This is a genomic window from Kinneretia sp. DJ1R-11, assembly GCF_025717595.1.
Classification (GTDB): domain Bacteria; phylum Pseudomonadota; class Gammaproteobacteria; order Burkholderiales; family Burkholderiaceae_C; genus Paucibacter_A.
Genome location: NZ_JAJIRR010000008.1, coordinates 28301 through 45272, shown reverse-complemented (window position 1 = coordinate 45272; position 16972 = coordinate 28301). Strand labels below are relative to the sequence as shown.

Here is a 16972-nt window from a genome sequence, read left to right as displayed (position 1 = left end):
CTTCAGAACACCGTGTCCACAGCGATGCTGTAGACATTGGTTTTGCCGACCATCGTGCCATTGATCGGCACCAGGAACAGGCCCTGGGTCTTGGGCGAGATGCGCTCGAACTGGGCCTTGAAGGCAATATTGCGATAGGCATCCCAACGCAAGCCCAGCGCCCCGGTCTTCTGACTGATGGCCTGGCCACCCAGTACCAGGTTGACGCCCGCCTTCAAACCGGCCAGCTGAGGCGTCGGCGCCGGGATGTTGTTGACCGCATTGGCGTCAGTCACTTTGAGTTCGGACATCGTCAGGTAAGGCGTGAACTTGCCGAAGCGATGGCCCACCGTCACGTACCAGCCGTTGGTGTCTGACACATAAGAGTCAGTACGGCGCTGGGTGTACTCAAAATTGGCCAGCCAATCGCCTTGGTCGTAGCTGGCGCCGATACCGGTGAAGGTGGCTTTCTTGTCGGTGCCGTCCAGCTGGTTGCCTAGGGCTGCGAAAGTTGGGCTCAACGCGGCCAGCGCCGGATTGCGCAGCGCGCCCACGATGCCCGCCAAGGTGTTGCTGTGGACTGTCAACTTGCTGTTGACATGGCCGAAGCGCAGGGTCAGGCCACCGTCGAGTTCGACCGTGGCGTTGATGCCCATGACCTTGTCCAGTTCGACTTTGTTGCCGGTGACGTAGTTGGAGGACTTGCCGCCGTACAACTGAGCAGTCACGGTGGCCGAGCCCAGGGTGGTCTGGTAGCTCAGATCAGCACCATCAAAGTGGCTGACCGGCACTTGGCCATAGACATCCTGCGGGGGGCGCAGCCAAGTATTGGCGAAGCCAACATCTCGGAAGTCCGATACAGCGAAAAAGGGACCGCCCATACGGCCGAGTCGCAAGGCCAGATTCGGCGAGACTTGAGCCTTGACGAAGGCCCATTCCAGGCCCGGTGTGAACTTGCCCTTGCCGTCCTGCTTGGTCAGCACCTGCACGGTGCCGGAGAACATGGCGTTGGCGCGAGCAGTGACCTGCAGGCCCAGTTTGCTGTCCACTTCCCCGGTGGCCGATTTGTCGGCACCGCGCGGTTGGCCGTACAGAGCGTACTTGCCATTGTCATTGCTGGTCTGAACCAGTCCCAAGGTCCCAAAACCTGAGAATGAAAATGCCGAGTCTCCGGAGGCTTGCGCCGTCGCAGAACTCGCCAATGTGAGCATGGCCAAGGCCATGGGTGTCAGGAACAAGCTCGTTCCAATTCTCATGAATGTCTCCTTTTTGAACAGCTAAAAAAGCGTGACCGCACAAATGTGCGCCCAACGCCCCACTCTGTACAGACGTTGTCGGCCCCGACGCCACAGACTTAAGGCCCGAACTGCAAGTAAGCGAGGCGACAGGCTTTCGGTGCGGGCCGATAGAATCGCGGCAGCCCAAATCGGGCGGCCCTACCACGCAACGTCCATGTACAAACTCGTGCTCATTCGCCACGGCGAATCCACCTGGAATCTCGAAAACCGCTTCACCGGCTGGACCGATGTTGACCTGACCCCCACCGGCGTGGAGCAGGCCAAACAAGCCGGCCGATTGATCAAGGATGCCGGTCTGGACTTTGATGTGGCTTACACGTCGATGCTCAAGCGTGCGGTTTGGACGCTTTGGCATTGTTTGGATCAAATGGACCGCACTTGGTTGCCTGTTGTCCACAGCTGGCGCCTCAACGAGCGCCATTACGGCTCGCTGCAAGGCCTGAACAAGGCCGACATCGCCAAGCAATATGGCGATGAGCAGTTGCTGGTCTGGCGCCGCAGCTACGACACACCGCCGCCGGCCATGGAGCCCAGTGACCCGCGCAGCGAACGCTCCGACCTGCGCTACGCGAAAATGAACCCCGAGGACATTCCGCTGACGGAATGCCTGAAGGACACTGTCGCTCGCGTCCTGCCCTTCTGGGAAGGCAGCGTGGCCCCCGCGATCAAGCTGGGCAAGCGGGTCGTGATCGCCGCCCATGGCAACAGCATCCGCGCCTTGGTGAAGTACTTGGACGGCATTGGTGACAACGACATCGTCGGTGTCAACATTCCGAACGGCATTCCCCTGGTCTACGAGCTCGACGCCGATCTGAAGCCGATCAAGAGCTATTACCTCGGCGACGCCGAAGCTGCTGCCAAGGCGGCAGCGGCTGTGGCCAGCCAGGGCAAGGCCTGACCCCCGGGGGCTCAGCACCCCCTCTGATTCACCACTCCCCTGCCTGGCTCACATCAGTGCAGGGGATTGAGTGCATCCAGCCCGTGTAGGCCATACAGGCCATAGAGCCTTTCACTGGGCACACGCGCCAGCAGGCTCTTGTCGGGCACCACCGCCGCCACCGCGTGCTCGGGCCTTGAGGTATCGCGGCGCATGGGCACGGTGCAAGCCTTGCCCTGCGCATCAACCAAGGTCATCACCAGCGGGCATTGCAGGCTGGCGCCACGCCGCACCACCACGGCCAGCTCACCGCTGGTCAGGCGCAGCAGTTCGCCGGGCGGGTACATGCCGAACTCCTTGATCAAGGCCGCCACCATGGCGTCACCTGGCGCCATTTCATAGGTCTGGCGCGCGGCCAGCTTGATGTCCATGGCCGGGCGCTGGGTGCGGGCGCTGATCTTGGCCATGAAGACGTCAACCAGACGCAAGAGACGAGCCAGTTCCTCCACCTCGCTCAGGCCGCGCGGGTAGCCTCGCCCGCCCGGCTGCTCGTGGTGCTGGGCCACGGCGGCCAGCCATTCCTCGTCGGCCGTGCCGGCCGCGCGCAGGCGCTTGGTGGCGTCTTCGGGGTGGCGGCGAATCTGCTCGCGCTGACTCTCGGTCAGGCGACCGCCGGCCATGGCATAGCGGCCCTGCAATTCGATGATGCTGGCGTTCATGGTCAGCGCCGCCTTGACGGCGCAGCGCTGCCGCTCCTCGGGCCAGCCCAGACGCTGTGCCACCATCAGGCAGAGGGTGGCCACATGCAGGGAATGCGTGAGGCCGTACAGGCGCAGCTGCTGGTTTTCCTGCCGCACCGACTGGTAGAGCGCGACATCGCCGTCCTGCCTTGCCAGCATGATCAGCTCGGTGGTCACCTCATCGCAGCTGCTCAAAAAATGCTCGGCATCCGACAAGGACTTGAGCATCACGTCGAGCGACCAGACCGCCTGCTGCCAACGCGAGGCCAGCGAGGGTGCTTCGGTGGGTATTTCCTGACCGGCCTGCAGGGCACGCAGCTCCTGCACATCGGCATACATGCCGCGCTCCAGCAAGGACAGCAGCTGGCCCTGGCTGTGCAGCTTCTGGCCGCAGGCCAGCAAGAGACCGCCCGAGGCGTCGCGCACATTGAAGGGCAAGGGCACAGCCACCTGGACCTGCTCGGCCACCAACTTCAGCAATTGCATCGCGCTCAGCCACTCCTCGTGAAGAAGAAAGACAGTCGGGCTCGATCCTGCGAGCCAGCAGGACTCAGATTCAACTCACAACCAGCGCCTCAACACACCGGCCAGCAAGGGCACGATGCTGACCGCATTGCTGCCATGCGGCACGCTGTTGCTGCTCCAGACATGGCGCACGCCCGCCGCCTGCAGGGCCGGCAAAGCATCGCCGTTGAACAAGGCATGGGTCACGGCCACATCGACCGAGGCCGCGCCCCGGGCCAGCAGGCCTTGGGCCGCGCCGATCAGGGTGCGGCCGGTCGAGGCCATATCGTCCAGCAGCACGATGGCCCGGCCAGTCACCTCCAGCTGCGGCAAAGCCAGCTCGACCTGGTGGTCGCCATGGCGCACCTTGCGGCCGATGGCATGGTCCAGGCCCCCGGCGGCCGCGGCCTCGCGGACCCATTGCGCCGATTCTTCATCGGGCCCAATCAGCAGCGCGCCCGGCACATGCGCGGCAATCCAGGCACCCAGCACCGGCGCCACCGAGAGCGCAAAGCCGGCCCCGGCCGGCATCACCTCATCAAGGCTGGCGATGCGGTGCAGATGCGGGTCCAGGGTGATCACATGGTTGAACTGCTGGGCCAGCAAGCGGGCGATATGGCGCTGGCTGACCGCCTCGCCAGGCGTGAACTCCATGTCCTGGCGCATATAGGCCAGATAAGGCGAGACCAGCACCAGGCGATCGGCGCCCAGCTCGCGCGCGGTCGGCGCGGCGATCAAGAGCTCGACCAATTTTTCAGTGGGCTGCTGCAGGCCGCGCAAAAGGAAGACAGTGGGCGGCAAAGGCTTGGGCAGGACCAGGCGCAGCTCGCCATCCGGGAAGCGGTGGCGGCTGATGAAAGCCAGCGGCAGGCCCAGGGCCTCGGCCAGCTCCTGCGCCAGCGGGCGCTCGTCTTCGAAAGCCAGCAGCAGAGCCCGGGAATGCAGAAGATCGCTCATGGATGGCGAAACACTTTCATTCAGATGGAAAACAAAGAGCCGCTGGCAAATTCATGCGGCAGCTGGTCGAGCCGGCCGATCTGACAGCCCGACCCTTTTTCGGCCAGCTCACGGGCAAACTGCAGATCGGCTTCGAATTGGGCGTGGATGCGATAGAGCGGCTCGCCGGCTTTCACCGGCTCGCCCAGGCGTTTGAGCAGCAGCAGGCCGGCGCCCGCCACCTGCGGCGCACCGGCCAGGCGCGCGACCCGGGCAATGCGCAAATTGTCGATGGCGATGATGTGGCCCTCATGGGGCGCCAGCAACTCAAAGCTGAGCGCGCCAACCCCAGGAGCTGCCACGCGCCGACCTTGGGCATCGATAATGGCATTCATCTGCGCCAGGGCGCGGCCACTGTCCAGGATGTCGCGGGCGATCGCGTCGCCCTCGCCGCCGCGCACATCGGGGTCGAACTCGATCATGCGCCCGGCCAAGCGCAAGGCCTTCTGGCGCAGGTCCTGGGGCGCGGCCGGGTCGCATTGCAGCACCTGCATCACGTCCAGCGCCTCCAGCACCGGGCCGATGCCGCGGCCGATCGGCTGGCGGCCATCGCTGAGCACCACATCGATCTGCAGGCGCAAATGGCCGGCCACGTATTCGAACAACTTCTTCAGCCGTTGCGCCTCGACCATGGAGCGCACCTTGGCGCTCGGGCCCACCGGAATGTCCAGCACCAGATGGGTGGAGCCGGCTGCAATCTTCTTGGAAAGAATTGAGGCCACCATCTGCCCCGGCGAGTCGATGGACAGCGGCCGCTCGACCGAAATCAGGATGTCATCGGCCGGCGAGAGATCGGCCGTGCCGCCCCAGGCCAGGCAGGCGCGGGTGGCCCGCACGATCTCGACCATGCGCTCGAAGCCGAGCTCCACATTCGCCAGCACCTCCATGGTGTCGGCCGTGCCCGAGGGCGAGGTGATGGCGCGCGAGCTGGTCTTGGGGCAGAGCATGCCGTGGGCGGCGACGATGGGCACGACCAACATCGAGGTGCGGTTGCCCGGGATGCCGCCGATGCAATGCTTGTCCACCACTGGACCGGCGCCGACTTGGCCTTTCCAGTCCAGACGTCGGCCGACGGCGATCATGGCCTCGGTCAGGTGCAAGACCTCTTCGCGGTCCAGCTCGTACTGTTTGGTGGCCACGACAAAGGCAGCCAGCTCGATCTTGGAGTAACGCGCTTGTGCCACGTCACGGATGATGGCGGCCAGATCCTGGCGGCCCAAGCGTTCGCCATCGATCTTGCGGTGCAAGGCGGCGATGGAGCCGGGTGGCTCGGCATGGGCGATCGTCGCCGCATGACCATCGGCCACCCCCAGGCGGGCAAAGGCTTCTTCGCTCAAGCCCAGATCACATGCGCTGACGATGCGCTCGTCGTCCACCACATTGAGCACAGCCAGAATGCTGCGCGGGCCCTGACCGTTGTTGGTGTGGATCTCGACCTTGGACAGAGCCTGAAAACCGGCGGCACGAACCACCGGACAGTCCCGGTGCAGATATGCCACGTTCTCGCGCCAGGTGTCGATACCGACACGGCGGATGGACAGCGAGCTCTTGGGCAGCAGAGTAGCGCTCATTCGGACACTGTAACGGACGCGACCGCCCTGCCCGTCGGGCACTTGTTTCAATTCGCAGCCAGGGCCGCAACGATCTGCTCGCGCACATGCTCGGCCAGGGCACGTCGGTCGGCGTGCGCGCTCTCCAAGGCCGGCAGGATCTGGATCTCAATGCCCACGCCGCGTGCCTTGAGCACGGTCCAGAGGCTGGCGATCATGGTCGTGTCGCCGATGAATCGGGCCGAGCTGCTGAAGCGCTCGCCCGGCTCATGCCAGCGCAGCGCCAAGGGCTGGATCACCGTCTCGGTGGCAATGGCGGCCTGCAAGAGGTTGCCGTGGAAAGGCAGCAGCTCGGGGCCGGCCCCAGTTGTGCCTTCGGGGAAGACCGCCACGGTATCGCCGGCCTTGAGCGCATCGGCCATCTGGTGCACCACACGCAGCGCGTCACGCTTGCTGGTGCGTTCGATGAACAAGGTGCCCACGCCCGCCGTCAGCGCGCCCACCACCGGCCAATGCTTGACATCGGCCTTGGAGACAAAGCGCGCCTCGGGCAGCACCGCATGGACCGCGGCGATGTCCAGCCAAGACACATGGTTGGCGACGATCAACTTGGCACCCGGCCGGGCCTGGCCCTTGAACTCCAGGCGCACGCCCATCAGCGCCAGCATCTTGCCGGACCACCAGCGGATGCGGTGGTGGCGCTGCCCCAAGCTCAGGCTCGGAAACAGCAGCTTGATCATCAAAAGCCCGTGCAGCACATGCAGGACAAAGCGCAGCAAGCGCCAAGCAGCGAGCAGATTTCGCATCTCAGCGGGCAGCCTCAGCTTCGAAGGCCATATGGCCGGCCACCACCGTGTAGCGCACTTGAGCCGGCAGCTCGAAGCCGCTGATCTCGTAGGCAAAGGGCGTGTGCTTGCCCTGGCTGCTCAGGCGCTCGGGGGTGACCGCCCAGCTGGCGACCGGGTCGAAGACGCAGACATCGGCGACGCCGCCCTCGACCAGACGGCCGGCGCTGGCGCCCAGCGAACCCAGGGCGCTGCCCAGCACGCGCACCGGCGCGGCCGTGACCACGCCCAGGCTTTGCGCCATCGACAGGCCGCTGTCCTGACCCCAGCGCAGGGCCAGGCTCAAGAGCAGCTCCAAGCCGGTGGCGCCGGGCGTGGCTTCGGCGAAGGGCACGTTCTTCTCGTCGGGGGCGACCGGCATGTGGTCGGACACCAGCGCGTCCAGCGTGCCGTCGGCCAGGCCGGCGCGCAGGGCGTCGCGGTCGCGGCCTTGGCGCAGCGGCGGGTTCAGGCGCATGGCCGGGTTGAAGTAGCCAATGTCCACATCGCTGAGGTGCAGGGAGTTGATGGACACATCGGCCGTTAGCTTGAGGCCTTCCCGCTTGGCCGCACGCACCAGGGCCACGCCGGCAGCGCTGGAGATGCGGCACAGGTGGACGCGCGCGCCGGTCGAGCGCATCAGCTCGAAGATGGTGTGCAGAGCCACGGTCTCGGCTGTCACCGGCTCGCCGGACAAGCCCAGGCGGGTCGCCACGGCGCCGCTGGCGGCCACGCCGCCGGACAGGTAGGCATCGAGCGGACGCAGCCAGACGGTGTAGTCATAGGTGGCCGCATACAGCAGGGCGCGGGCCAGCACCAGGGTGTCGCGAACGGGCCGGTCGGCCTGCGAGAAGCCGATGCAGCCGGCCTCGGTCAGCTCGGCCATCTCGGTCAGCGATTCACCGCTCAAATGGGTCGTCAGTGCGCCCAGCGGAAATAGGCGGCAGCGGCTCAGCTTGCGGGCGCGGAACTTGAGCATCTCCACCAGGCCGGGCTCATCCAGCACCGGGTCGGTGTCGGGCGGGCAGACCAGGCTGGTCACACCGCCGGCCGCTGCCGCGGCCAGCTCGCTCTCGAGCATGCCTTCGTGTTCATGGCCGGGTTCGCGCAGGCGCGCCGCCAGGTCCACCAGGCCCGGCGCCACCACCAGGCCGCCGGCCTCGATGACGCGCTCGGCCGAAAACTCACCGACATCGCCGAGGCCGACGATGCGGCCGTTGGCGATGGCCAGGTCGCCGATGCGGTCCAGGCCGCTGGCCGGGTCGATCAGTCGACCGCCTTTGATCAAGATCTTCATGCTTCGTTTCCAGCGAGGATGGACATGACCGCCATGCGCACGGCGATGCCGAAGGTCACCTGCGGCAGGATCACGCTTTGCGCGCCATCGGCCACGGTGGAGGCGATTTCCACGCCCCGATTGATCGGGCCCGGGTGCATGACGATGGCATCAGGCTTGGCCAGGGCCAGCTTCTCGGGCGTCAGGCCGAAGTTCTTGAAGAACTCGCCGGCGCTGGGCAGCATGGCGCCGCTCATGCGCTCGTTCTGCAGGCGCAGCATGATGATGACGTCGGCGTCGCGCACACCCTCGGCCATGTCGTGGCAGACGCGCACGCCCATGTCCTTGAGGTCGCCCGGCACCAGGGTCTTGGGGCCGACCGCGCGGATCTCGGGCACGCCCAGGATGTTCAGCGCATGGATGTCGGAGCGGGCCACGCGCGAATGCACGATGTCGCCGACGATGGCCACGGTCAGATTGCGGAAGTCCTTCTTGTAGTGCCTGATCGTGTACATATCGAGCAGGCCCTGGGTCGGGTGGGCATGGCGGCCGTCACCGGCGTTGACCACATGCACATGGGGCGCGCAATGCTGGGCGATCAGATAGGGCGCGCCCGATTCGCTGTGGCGCACCACGAACATATCGGCATGCATGGCCGAGAGATTGGCCACGGTATCGAGCAGGGTCTCGCCCTTGGCAGTGCTGGAGCGGGCGATGTCGAGGTTCAGCACATCGGCCGACAGGCGCTTGGCCGCGATCTCGAAGGTAGTACGGGTGCGGGTGCTGTTCTCGAAGAACAGATTGAACACCGACTTGCCGCGCAGCAACGGCACCTTCTTGACTTCGCGGTCATTGACCGAGAGGAAGGTGCCGGCCGTGTCCAGAATCTGGTGAATGATGGCCTGGGGCAGGCCTTCGATGGACAAGAGGTGAACCAGCTCACCGTGCTTGTTCAGCTGGGGGTTGCGTTTGGAGAGCATGGCGTTCAGCCTTCCTTGACATCAAAACTGAATCGGCCGTCCTCGCTCTTGGCCAGGCGCAGGCGCTGTTCGGCCGGCAGGTGCACGCGCGCGGCCGAGAAGGCCGGCTCGATCGGCAGCTGGCGTCCGCCACGGTCCACCAACACCGCCAGGGTGACGCTGGCCGGGCGGCCGAAATCGAAGAGCTCGTTGATCACGGCGCGCGTGGTGCGGCCGGTGTAGAGCACATCGTCGATCAGGACGATGTGGCGGCCTTCCACCTCGAAAGGCAGCTTGGTGTGGTCGGCCTTGGCTGACATGCCTTTGGAGCCGAAGTCATCGCGGTGCAGGGAACTGGAGATCACGCCGGCCTGACCGGCCAGTCCCAGATCGCGCTGCAGCCGCTCGGCCAGCCAGGCGCCGCCCGACCAGATGCCCACCAGCGCCGCCTCGGGCTGCCAGAGTTTTTGCACGCCGCGCAGCAGATCGGCATAGATCGCCTCGGCATCTAGTAGCAAAGTGCTCATGTGTTCTCTCTGAAAAACTGTTCAAGAATCAAGGCGGCCGCGGCCGAATCGACATCGCGCGCGCCCTGGCTCTCGGCCTCGACGCTGGTGTAGCGCTCGTCCACCTCGAAGACGGGCAGGCGCAGGCGGCTCTTGAGCTGGCGGCCAAATTTGCGCGCGCGGGCGGTGATCTCGTGTTCGGCGCCGTCGGGGTGGAAAGGCACGCCGATGACCAGGGCCTGGGGCTGCCACTCGCGCACCAGCTTCTCGATCGCCTGCATGCGCGCCTCGCCCTCGACGGCGATGTGGCGCAGCGGCTCGGCCTGGCCGGTGAAGCGACTGCCATAGGCCACGCCGACGCGGCGACTGCCGTAGTCAAAGGCCAGAGCCGTCTGCACGGCGGCGGCGGCCGGTGCGGGAATGGGGGTCGCTGGGGCCGGGGCGGTCATGCGTGGCCGGCCTCTTGGCTCAGCATGCGCGGGTCCACGCCCAACAGACCGAGCGCACGCTCGTAGCGCTGCTCCACCGGGGTGTCGAAAATGATGTTGGGCTCGGCGTCCACCGTCAGCCAGCCGTTGCGACCGATTTCTTCTTCCAGCTGGCCGGCGGCCCAGCCGCTGTAGCCCAGGGTGACCAGCACGCGGCGCGGGCCGGCGCCGTTGGACAAGGCCTCCAGCACATCGCGGCTGGTGGTCATTTCCAGGCCACCGGGCACGGCCAGGGTGGCGTTGTAGTGCTTGCCCTCGGCATCCAGCGGCTCGTGCAGCACAAAACCGCGCTCGGTCTGCACCGGGCCACCGTAATAGACGGTGGAGGCGGCCAGCTCATCGCTGGGCGGGCTCAGCTCGACCTTCTCGAATAGATGACCGAGGGTCAGGGAGATGGGCTTGTTGATGACCAGGCCCAGCGCCCCTTTTTCATTGTGTTCGCAGAGGTAGATGACGCTGCCCGCGAAGGCCTCGTCGGCCATGCCCGGCATGGCGATCAGGAACTGGTTGGCGAGGACGATCCGATCTTGAGGCATGCAAGCATTTTATTCGCGGGCGACACTATCAGGATGACGCGCTCAATAAATGCCTCCGATCTATGCGCTGCCCCTGCCGGCAGCTTGCCGCGCGCCCTGGTCTGGTTCCGCCGTGACCTGCGCCTGGACGACCAAGCCGCCCTGTACCGGGCATTGCGGGCCGCGGATCAGGTCCTCTGCGTCTTCGTGCTGGACCGCGACATCCTCGACGCCCTGCCCCGCAGCGACCGCCGGGTCGATTTCATCCTGCGCAGCCTGGTCGAGCTGGACGCCGGCCTGCGCGCGCTCCGCCCCGGCGGCGGCCTGATCGTGCGCCACGGCCGGGCGGCCGAGGAGATCCCGCGCCTGGCCGCCGAGCTGGAGGTGCAGGCGGTGTTCTGCAACCACGACGACGAGCCCGCGGCCCTGGCCCGCGACGCCCAGGTGGCCGAGGCCCTGGCCAGCTTCAGCTGCCAGCTGCGCAGCTTCAAGGACCATGTGGTGTTCGAGCGCAGCGAGGTGCTGACCGGCGCCGGCAAGCCCTACGGCGTGTTCACGCCTTACAAAAACGCCTGGCTGCGCCAGATCAACGAGTTCTACTTGAGCAGCTACCCGGCGGCCCGCCACGCGGCGGCCCTGGCAAGCACAGCCCTGGCGCGCGGCGTGCCCAGCCTGGCCGAGATCGGTTTTGAGCCCACGGACCTGAGCGCGCATTTGGGCGCCGGCGCCTCGGGCGCTGAGGCCTTGTTCGCGGAGTTTCTGGACCGCATGGACCAGTACGAGGCCTCGCGCAACTTCCCTGCCGTCAAGGGCCCCAGCTACCTGAGCCTGCACCTGCGCTTTGGCACCATCTCGATCCGGCGCCTGGCGCGCGAGGCCTGGCAGCGTGCCCAGGGCGGTGACCGCGGCGCCGAGGTCTGGCTCTCCGAGCTGATCTGGCGCGATTTCTACCACCAAGTCATGCACCACCACCCGCATGCCATGGTGCGTGCCTTCAGGCCCGAATACGACGCCATCCGCTGGGACAGTGGCCCGGCGGCCGATCACCTGTTCAAAGCCTGGTGCGAGGGCCGGACCGGCTACCCCCTGGTCGATGCGGCCATGCTGCAGCTGAACCAGAGCGGCTACATGCACAACCGCCTGCGCATGGTGACGGCCTGCTTCCTGATCAAGGACTTGGGGCTTGATTGGCGGCGCGGCGAGGCCTATTTCGCCGAAAAACTGCTGGACTTCGACCTCGCCGCCAACAACGGCGGTTGGCAATGGGCCTCCTCCAGCGGCTGCGACGCCCAGCCCTACTTCCGCATCTTCAACCCGGTCACGCAGAGCGAGAAGTTCGACCCCGAGGGCAAGTTCATCAAGCGCTACCTGCCCCAGCTGGCCAAGCTGCCGCCCAAGCTGATCCACGCGCCCTGGTTGGCCAAGCCGCTGGAACTGGAGGCCTGCCGCGTGGTGCTGGGCCGCGACTACCCCACGCCCATCGTGCGCCACGACGAGGCCCGCGCCGCCACCTTGGCGCGCTATGCGGTGGTCAAATCGCGGGCCATTGAGTAAAGAAAACGAACCGCGATGAGCATCGAGATCCCCAAAGCCGCCCGTGAGCAAGCGATTCGCTCGATCGAGCGCTACTTCGAGCACAACATGGACGAGCCCATCGGCAATATCGCCGCCGGCGGCCTGCTGGGCTTTTTCCTCGAAGAGATCGGCCCGGTCATCTACAACCAGGCCGTGGCCGACGTGCAGGAGCGCATGCAGCAACGCGTGGCCGAGCTGGACATCGAGGTCCACGAGGACGAGTTCCAGTACTGGCGCAAGTTCGAGGGCAAAGCCGGCGCGCGGGGCAAGAAGCCATGAACGGCCCGAGCGCACCGGCTGACGAAGGCGAAGACTTCAGCCCTGCCCCGACCCGCCCATTCGATCTGGGTTTCAGCCACCGTGAACGCAAGGACGGCAGCCTGGAAGTGCTGCACGGCGGCCGCCAGGCGGCCCTGCTGCGCGGCAACCGCGCCCTCGCCCTGCTGCACATCCTGAACACCGGCAGCTTCGAGCAAGGCCAGCAGGCCATGGCCAAGATTACCGGCAACTACAAGCGCGGCAATGAGGGCCAGGCCCGCCGCCACCCGCGCAACCAGGGCTGAAGCGCGCTGCGCCTCAGTTCACACCGGCCAGAGCCTGGGCGGGGCCCGCCGGTGCTTCCCAGCGCTGCAACATGCGGCCGTAACGCTGCCGCCAAGGCTGCAAGCCTTGCGCCACCCCGCCGGTCGCAGGCTCGATCAAGGTCTGGCGCAGAAAAGCCAGGGCCAGTTCGCGTGTGGCCACCTTGACCTGCGGATTCAAAGCCAGCCCGCCGGTGCCGGCGCGGTCGGTGAAGATGCTGTGCGAGCCGCCTTCGAACACGGCCAGGGCCTTGCTCGGCCCACCCATGGCTTCGAAGACCTTGATGCGGTCTTCGGCGGCCGAGTAGTAACCGGGCACCTGGATCACGTCCTGGGTGGCCGTGATGTGCAGGGTCGGGATGCGGATGTCCTGCAGGATGGGCGCCAGATCGCTTTCGCCGTAGAAAGGCGGCGCCGAAATGAGGATGGCCGCCTTGATGCGCGGCTCCAGCAGCGGCAAGACCTGACCCTGGCGCAAGACGCGGGCCCCAGCCAGCAGCATGGTGGTGTTGGCGCCGTAGGAATGCCCGGCTGCGGCGATGCGCTGCAAGTCGATGGATTCGCCCTGCTCACTGGCCAGCAACTGGTCCAGGGCAAAGCGCACATCGGCGACGCGGTTCAAGGCTTCGCTCTCCTTGGCTGCATCTTGCAAGCGCCCGACCAGGCTGAAGATATTGCCGGTCCATAGTCCGCGATCGCTGCCCACATGCTGGACATGCAAGCTGGCCAAGCCTTGTGAAGCCAGGTAGGCGCCGAGATAGCTGTAACCGCGCCGCGAGCCACCCAGACCGTGCGAGAACAGCAGCAAGGGCAGGCCACCAGCCGGCGCGGCTTCGGCAGGCAAATACAGACGCGCTGGCACCGCGCGCTGGCGGCTCGCGTCCTGCCAATCGAAATCCAGTGATCGGTAGCGGCTGGCGGGGACGGTCAGCTCGGCGAAGTAGGGCGCCGAGGCAGCCTGAGGGGCGCTCGACGAACCCGTCTCAACGGCGATCTCTCCGACGCCAAAGGACTCGGGCTTGCAGCCCGCAAGGGCCGAGAGCGCCAAGGCCGCGCCCAGCCCCAAGGCCAGCCGGCGGCGCTGTTCATCGGCGAAGATCGGAGAGGAAGACTGGGTGTCTGGCATGGTCGGCATGCTCCTGCAGTTGGCGTTCAATCGTCCGATTTCAAGCCGGGTCGACCGGCACCGGTGCTGCTGCTGCGCTGGCTGAAGGCTTGCGCCGCAGCAGGCGCGCGAACAGCTGGATCAGGTCGTCCACATAGCTGAACACCACCGGAATCACCAGCAAGCTCAGGAAGGTGGAGGTGATCAAGCCGCCGATCACGACGATGGCCATGGGCGCACGAAAGCTCGGGTCCACGCCCATGCCGATGGCAATGGGCAACATGCCTGCGCCCATGGCGATGGTGGTCATGACGATGGGCCGGGCACGCTTGTGGCAGGCATCGAGGATGGCCTCGAAACGCCGCAGGCCATGATCGCGCCGGGCGATCACCACATAGTCCACCAGCAGGATGGAGTTCTTGGTGGCAATGCCCATCAGCATGATCAGGCCGATCATGGATGGCATGGACAGCGCCGTATGCGTCACGTAGAGCGCCAGGAAAGCGCCCGGAATCGACAAGACGAGCGCAGCCAGGATCGTCACCGGCTGGACAAAGTCCTTGAACAGCAGCACCAACACCACATAGATGCAGAGCACGCCGGTCAGCATGGCCAGGCCGAAGCTGGCGAACAGCTCACCCATGGCCTCGGCGTCGCCGACCGAGGTTTGCAGCACGCCCGGCGGCAGGTTCTTCAGGCTGGGCAGGGCCAAGGCCTTCTGCTCGGCCTCGCCCAGGGGCACGCCGTTCAACTCGATTTCGAAGTTGATATTGCGCATGCGGTCGTAACGGTCGATCTGGGCGGGGCCGCTGGCGATCTCCAGCGTGGCCACATTGCCCAGAGGCACAGGCCCATGCTTGCCCGGCACCGGCAGGCGCGAGAGCAAGGCCAGGTCGCTGCGCGCCTCGGCCGGCAGCTTGACGACGATGGGCACCTGGCGCTGGGCCAGATTGAGCTTGGCCAGGGCCTGGTCGTAGTCACCGGCGGTGGCGACACGCAAGGTGTCGGCGATCGCCTCGGCGCTCACGCCCTGGTCGGCCGCGCGGGCGAAGTCGGGCCGCACGATCAGCTCGGGTCGCACCAGACTGGAGGTCGAGTTGACGGCGCCGATGCCCGGGATGCTGCGCAGCTCGCGCTCGACCAGCTGGGCATGCTCACCCAGCACCCGACCATCTTCACCGGCCAGCACCAGCACATACTTCTCGGACGAGCCGCCAAAACCGACCTTGACGCGTGCACCGGGCAGCACCTCCAGCGCCTCGCGCAGCTGGGCCTCGATGGCCTGCTTGCTGAGGCCGGGGCGGTCCTTGCGCGGCGTCATATTGAGGGTCAGGGTGGCCTTGCGCACCTCGGCCACGCCGCCGCCGGCGAAGGGGTCGCTGCCGGCGTTGCCGCCGCCGATGGCGGTGTAGATCAGCTTGACCTGTTTGTTGGCCGCGACGATCTGGCGCGCTTGCTCGGCCATGCGCGTGGTCTGGGCCAGGGTGCTGCCGGGCGGCAGGGTCACGGTGACCTGGGTCTGGCTCAGGTCATCGGGCGGCAAGAAGCCGGTGGGCAGCAGGGTCACCAGGAACAGCGAGGCGCCGGTGAACAGGGCCGTGGCGCCCAAGGTGAGCAGGCGATGGCGCAAGCACCAAGCGGCCCAGCCGGTGTAGACGGCCAGCCAGCGCGGCTCCGCATGGAGCTTGGTGCTGGGCTTGAGGATGTAGGCCGCCATCATGGGGGTCAGCATGCGCGCCACCACCAGGGAAGCGAAGACAGCAATCGCCGCCGTCCAGCCGAATTGCACAAAGAACTTGCCGGCAATGCCACTCATGAAGGCGGTGGGCAGGAAGACCGCGATCAGGGTGAAGGTGGTGGCGATCACGGCCAGGCCGATTTCGTCAGCCGCTTCCATGGCTGCCTGGTAGGGCGTCTTGCCCATGGCCAGGTGGCGCATGATGTTCTCGATCTCGACGATGGCATCGTCCACCAAGATCCCCACCACCAGGGACAGAGACAAGAGCGTCACCGTGTTGACCGTGAAGCCCAGCCAGTACATCACCGCAAAGGCCGGAATCACCGACAAGGGCAAAGCCGTGGCCGCCACCAGGGTGGCGCGCCAATCGCGCAAGAAGAACCAGACCACGACGATGGCCAGCAGCGCGCCCTCGTAGAGCAGCACCATGGAACCGTCGTAGTTCTCCTGCACCGGCTCCACGAAGTTGAAGGCTTCGGCGAACTGAATTTCGGGGTGGGCCGCACGCAGCTCCTCCACCGCCTTGACCACGCCGGCCGCCACTTCGACCTCACCGGCACCGCGGGTGCGCGTGATTTCAAAACCGACCACCGGCCGGCCATCGAGCTGGGCCGCCGAGCGGCGCTCGGCCACCGTGTCCTGCACCGTGGCCACTTGGTCCAGACGCACGCGCCGGCCGTCGCCTAGCGTGATGTCCATGGCCGCCAGCTCCTGGGCCGTCTGCACGGTGGCCAAGGTGCGCACCGACTGCTCGACACCGCCGATATCGCTGCGGCCGCCCGAGGCCTCTTGCTGCACCTGGCGGAGCTGGCGCGAAACCTCGCTGGCCGTGGCGTTCAGGGCCAGCAGGCGGGCTGGGTCCAGCTCGACCCGCACCTCGCGGCTGACACCACCGACGCGCGACACCGCACCGACCCCGCGCACCGCCAGCATGCGCTTGGCCACTTGGTTGTCGACAAACCAGGACAGGGCCTCATCGTCCATGCGTTCGGCCGCCACGGTGTAGACCAAGATGGGCGAACCGGTCAGCTCCATCTTGGAGATCACCGGGTCGCGCAGATCGGCCGGCAGATCCGAGCGCACGCGCGAGACTGCGTCGCGCACATCGTCCACCGCCTGCTGGGTCGGCTTCTCAAGCCGAAACTCGGTGCTGACCATGACCACGCCGTCCTGGATCGTGGTGTAGATGTGTTTCACGCCTTGCAGCGTGGCCAGCTGGTTCTCCAGCTTGCGCGCCACCTGCGATTCCAGCTGCGCCGGCGAGGCACCGGGCAGGCTGGCCGTCACGGTGACGGTGGGCAGGTCAATGTCGGGGAAATTCTGGATCTTCATCCAGCGGAAGCCCAGCAGACCGGCCAGGGTCAGCATGATGAAGAGCAAGATGGCCGGTATCGGGTTGCGTATGGACGCGGAAGAAACGTTCAACATGGTGCTTGGGTTCCTGATCCTGTTGATGCCGGC

At 66.2% G+C, this 16972-nt stretch carries 16 protein-coding genes; 4 read left to right on the top strand and 12 right to left on the bottom strand.

The window, feature by feature from the left end:
- Positions 1-2: 2 nt before the first annotated feature.
- Complete coding sequence (locus LNV23_RS14290) at positions 3-1190, bottom strand: porin (RefSeq protein ID WP_505191016.1); 1188 nt, start codon at positions 1188-1190, stop codon at positions 3-5.
- Between the two features lie 241 nt (positions 1191-1431).
- Between LNV23_RS14290 and gpmA the strand changes: the two genes are divergently transcribed.
- Complete coding sequence (gene gpmA / locus LNV23_RS14285; protein ID WP_263563579.1) at positions 1432-2175, top strand: 2,3-diphosphoglycerate-dependent phosphoglycerate mutase; 744 nt, start codon at positions 1432-1434, stop codon at positions 2173-2175.
- Positions 2176-2228: 53 nt separating this feature from the next.
- On the opposite strand, the gene LNV23_RS14280 is transcribed toward gpmA, so the two are convergent.
- The 9 genes from LNV23_RS14280 to LNV23_RS14240 form a co-directional block, all read right to left on the bottom strand.
- Entirely contained in the window at positions 2229-3380 is a 1152-nt protein-coding gene (locus tag LNV23_RS14280) for an HD-GYP domain-containing protein (protein WP_263563578.1), read from the bottom strand.
- A 75-nt stretch (positions 3381-3455) separates the two neighbouring features.
- A complete protein-coding gene (locus LNV23_RS14275; protein WP_263563577.1) occupies positions 3456-4355 on the bottom strand; it encodes a ribose-phosphate diphosphokinase in 900 nt (299 codons plus the stop codon).
- 20 nt (positions 4356-4375) lie between these two features.
- On the bottom strand, positions 4376-5965 hold the full coding sequence (locus LNV23_RS14270; RefSeq protein WP_263563576.1) for a thymidine phosphorylase family protein: 1590 nt from the start codon (positions 5963-5965) through the stop codon (positions 4376-4378).
- 47 nt (positions 5966-6012) lie between these two features.
- Complete coding sequence (locus LNV23_RS14265; RefSeq protein WP_263563575.1) at positions 6013-6750, bottom strand: lysophospholipid acyltransferase family protein; 738 nt, start codon at positions 6748-6750, stop codon at positions 6013-6015.
- Between the two features lies 1 nt (position 6751).
- Positions 6752-8065, bottom strand: a complete 1314-nt coding sequence (locus tag LNV23_RS14260; protein WP_263563574.1) for a dihydroorotase — start codon at positions 8063-8065, stop codon at positions 6752-6754.
- Positions 8062-9024, bottom strand: a complete 963-nt coding sequence (locus tag LNV23_RS14255; protein WP_171825577.1) for an aspartate carbamoyltransferase catalytic subunit — start codon at positions 9022-9024, stop codon at positions 8062-8064. Before LNV23_RS14255 ends, LNV23_RS14260 begins: the two co-directional genes overlap by 4 nt.
- A gap of 5 nt (positions 9025-9029) precedes the next feature.
- Entirely contained in the window at positions 9030-9530 is a 501-nt protein-coding gene (pyrR, locus tag LNV23_RS14250; protein ID WP_102767745.1) for a bifunctional pyr operon transcriptional regulator/uracil phosphoribosyltransferase PyrR, read from the bottom strand.
- Positions 9527-9958, bottom strand: coding sequence for a Holliday junction resolvase RuvX (gene ruvX, locus LNV23_RS14245; protein WP_263563573.1), 432 nt, complete (start codon positions 9956-9958; stop codon positions 9527-9529). The genes pyrR and ruvX overlap by 4 nt, the downstream gene beginning before the upstream one ends.
- On the bottom strand, positions 9955-10533 hold the full coding sequence (locus tag LNV23_RS14240; RefSeq protein ID WP_263563572.1) for a YqgE/AlgH family protein: 579 nt from the start codon (positions 10531-10533) through the stop codon (positions 9955-9957). Before LNV23_RS14240 ends, ruvX begins: the two co-directional genes overlap by 4 nt.
- Before the next feature lie 33 nt (positions 10534-10566).
- On the opposite strand from LNV23_RS14240, the gene LNV23_RS14235 reads away from it, so the two are divergent.
- The 3 genes from LNV23_RS14235 to LNV23_RS14225 are packed head-to-tail and all read left to right on the top strand — an operon-like array spanning position 10567 to position 12650.
- Positions 10567-12066, top strand: coding sequence for a cryptochrome/photolyase family protein (locus LNV23_RS14235; RefSeq protein WP_263563571.1), 1500 nt, complete (start codon positions 10567-10569; stop codon positions 12064-12066).
- Positions 12067-12081: 15 nt separating this feature from the next.
- The gene (locus LNV23_RS14230) at positions 12082-12366 is read left to right on the top strand and encodes a DUF2164 domain-containing protein (protein WP_263563570.1); all 285 of its coding nucleotides are present in this window, start codon (positions 12082-12084) and stop codon (positions 12364-12366) included.
- Positions 12363-12650, top strand: a complete 288-nt coding sequence (locus tag LNV23_RS14225; protein WP_263563569.1) for a hypothetical protein — start codon at positions 12363-12365, stop codon at positions 12648-12650. Before LNV23_RS14230 ends, LNV23_RS14225 begins: the two co-directional genes overlap by 4 nt.
- Before the next feature lie 13 nt (positions 12651-12663).
- Here the strand turns inward: LNV23_RS14225 and LNV23_RS14220 are convergent, their stop codons facing one another.
- Both LNV23_RS14220 and LNV23_RS14215 read right to left on the bottom strand, forming a co-directional pair.
- A complete protein-coding gene (locus tag LNV23_RS14220; protein ID WP_263563568.1) occupies positions 12664-13794 on the bottom strand; it encodes an alpha/beta hydrolase family protein in 1131 nt (376 codons plus the stop codon).
- A gap of 40 nt (positions 13795-13834) precedes the next feature.
- Positions 13835-16939 (bottom strand): efflux RND transporter permease subunit, encoded by a 3105-nt coding sequence (locus LNV23_RS14215; protein WP_263563567.1) that lies wholly within the window; start codon positions 16937-16939, stop codon positions 13835-13837.
- Positions 16940-16972: the final 33 nt, after the last annotated feature.

Bases quoted from the DNA above. Each gene is read 5' to 3' on its own strand.
- LNV23_RS14270 (WP_263563576.1), bottom strand. From the start codon at position 5,965: ATGAGCGCTACTCTGCTGCCCAAGAGCTCGCTGTCCATCCGCCGTGTC.
- LNV23_RS14255 (WP_171825577.1), bottom strand. From the start codon at position 9,024: ATGCTCTCCAAACGCAACCCCCAGCTGAACAAGCACGGTGAGCTGGTT.
- LNV23_RS14280 (WP_263563578.1), bottom strand. From the start codon at position 3,380: ATGCAATTGCTGAAGTTGGTGGCCGAGCAGGTCCAGGTGGCTGTGCCC.
- LNV23_RS14265 (WP_263563575.1), bottom strand. From the start codon at position 6,750: ATGCGAAATCTGCTCGCTGCTTGGCGCTTGCTGCGCTTTGTCCTGCAT.
- LNV23_RS14235 (WP_263563571.1), top strand. From the start codon at position 10,567: ATGACGCGCTCAATAAATGCCTCCGATCTATGCGCTGCCCCTGCCGGC.
- LNV23_RS14230 (WP_263563570.1), top strand. From the start codon at position 12,082: ATGAGCATCGAGATCCCCAAAGCCGCCCGTGAGCAAGCGATTCGCTCG.
- LNV23_RS14290 (WP_505191016.1), bottom strand. From the start codon at position 1,190: ATGCTCACATTGGCGAGTTCTGCGACGGCGCAAGCCTCCGGAGACTCG.
- LNV23_RS14225 (WP_263563569.1), top strand. From the start codon at position 12,363: ATGAACGGCCCGAGCGCACCGGCTGACGAAGGCGAAGACTTCAGCCCT.
- gpmA (WP_263563579.1), top strand. From the start codon at position 1,432: ATGTACAAACTCGTGCTCATTCGCCACGGCGAATCCACCTGGAATCTC.
- LNV23_RS14240 (WP_263563572.1), bottom strand. From the start codon at position 10,533: ATGCCTCAAGATCGGATCGTCCTCGCCAACCAGTTCCTGATCGCCATG.
- LNV23_RS14220 (WP_263563568.1), bottom strand. From the start codon at position 13,794: ATGCCAGACACCCAGTCTTCCTCTCCGATCTTCGCCGATGAACAGCGC.
- pyrR (WP_102767745.1), bottom strand. From the start codon at position 9,530: ATGAGCACTTTGCTACTAGATGCCGAGGCGATCTATGCCGATCTGCTG.
- LNV23_RS14275 (WP_263563577.1), bottom strand. From the start codon at position 4,355: ATGAGCGATCTTCTGCATTCCCGGGCTCTGCTGCTGGCTTTCGAAGAC.
- LNV23_RS14215 (WP_263563567.1), bottom strand. From the start codon at position 16,939: ATGTTGAACGTTTCTTCCGCGTCCATACGCAACCCGATACCGGCCATC.
- LNV23_RS14260 (WP_263563574.1), bottom strand. From the start codon at position 8,065: ATGAAGATCTTGATCAAAGGCGGTCGACTGATCGACCCGGCCAGCGGC.
- ruvX (WP_263563573.1), bottom strand. From the start codon at position 9,958: ATGACCGCCCCGGCCCCAGCGACCCCCATTCCCGCACCGGCCGCCGCC.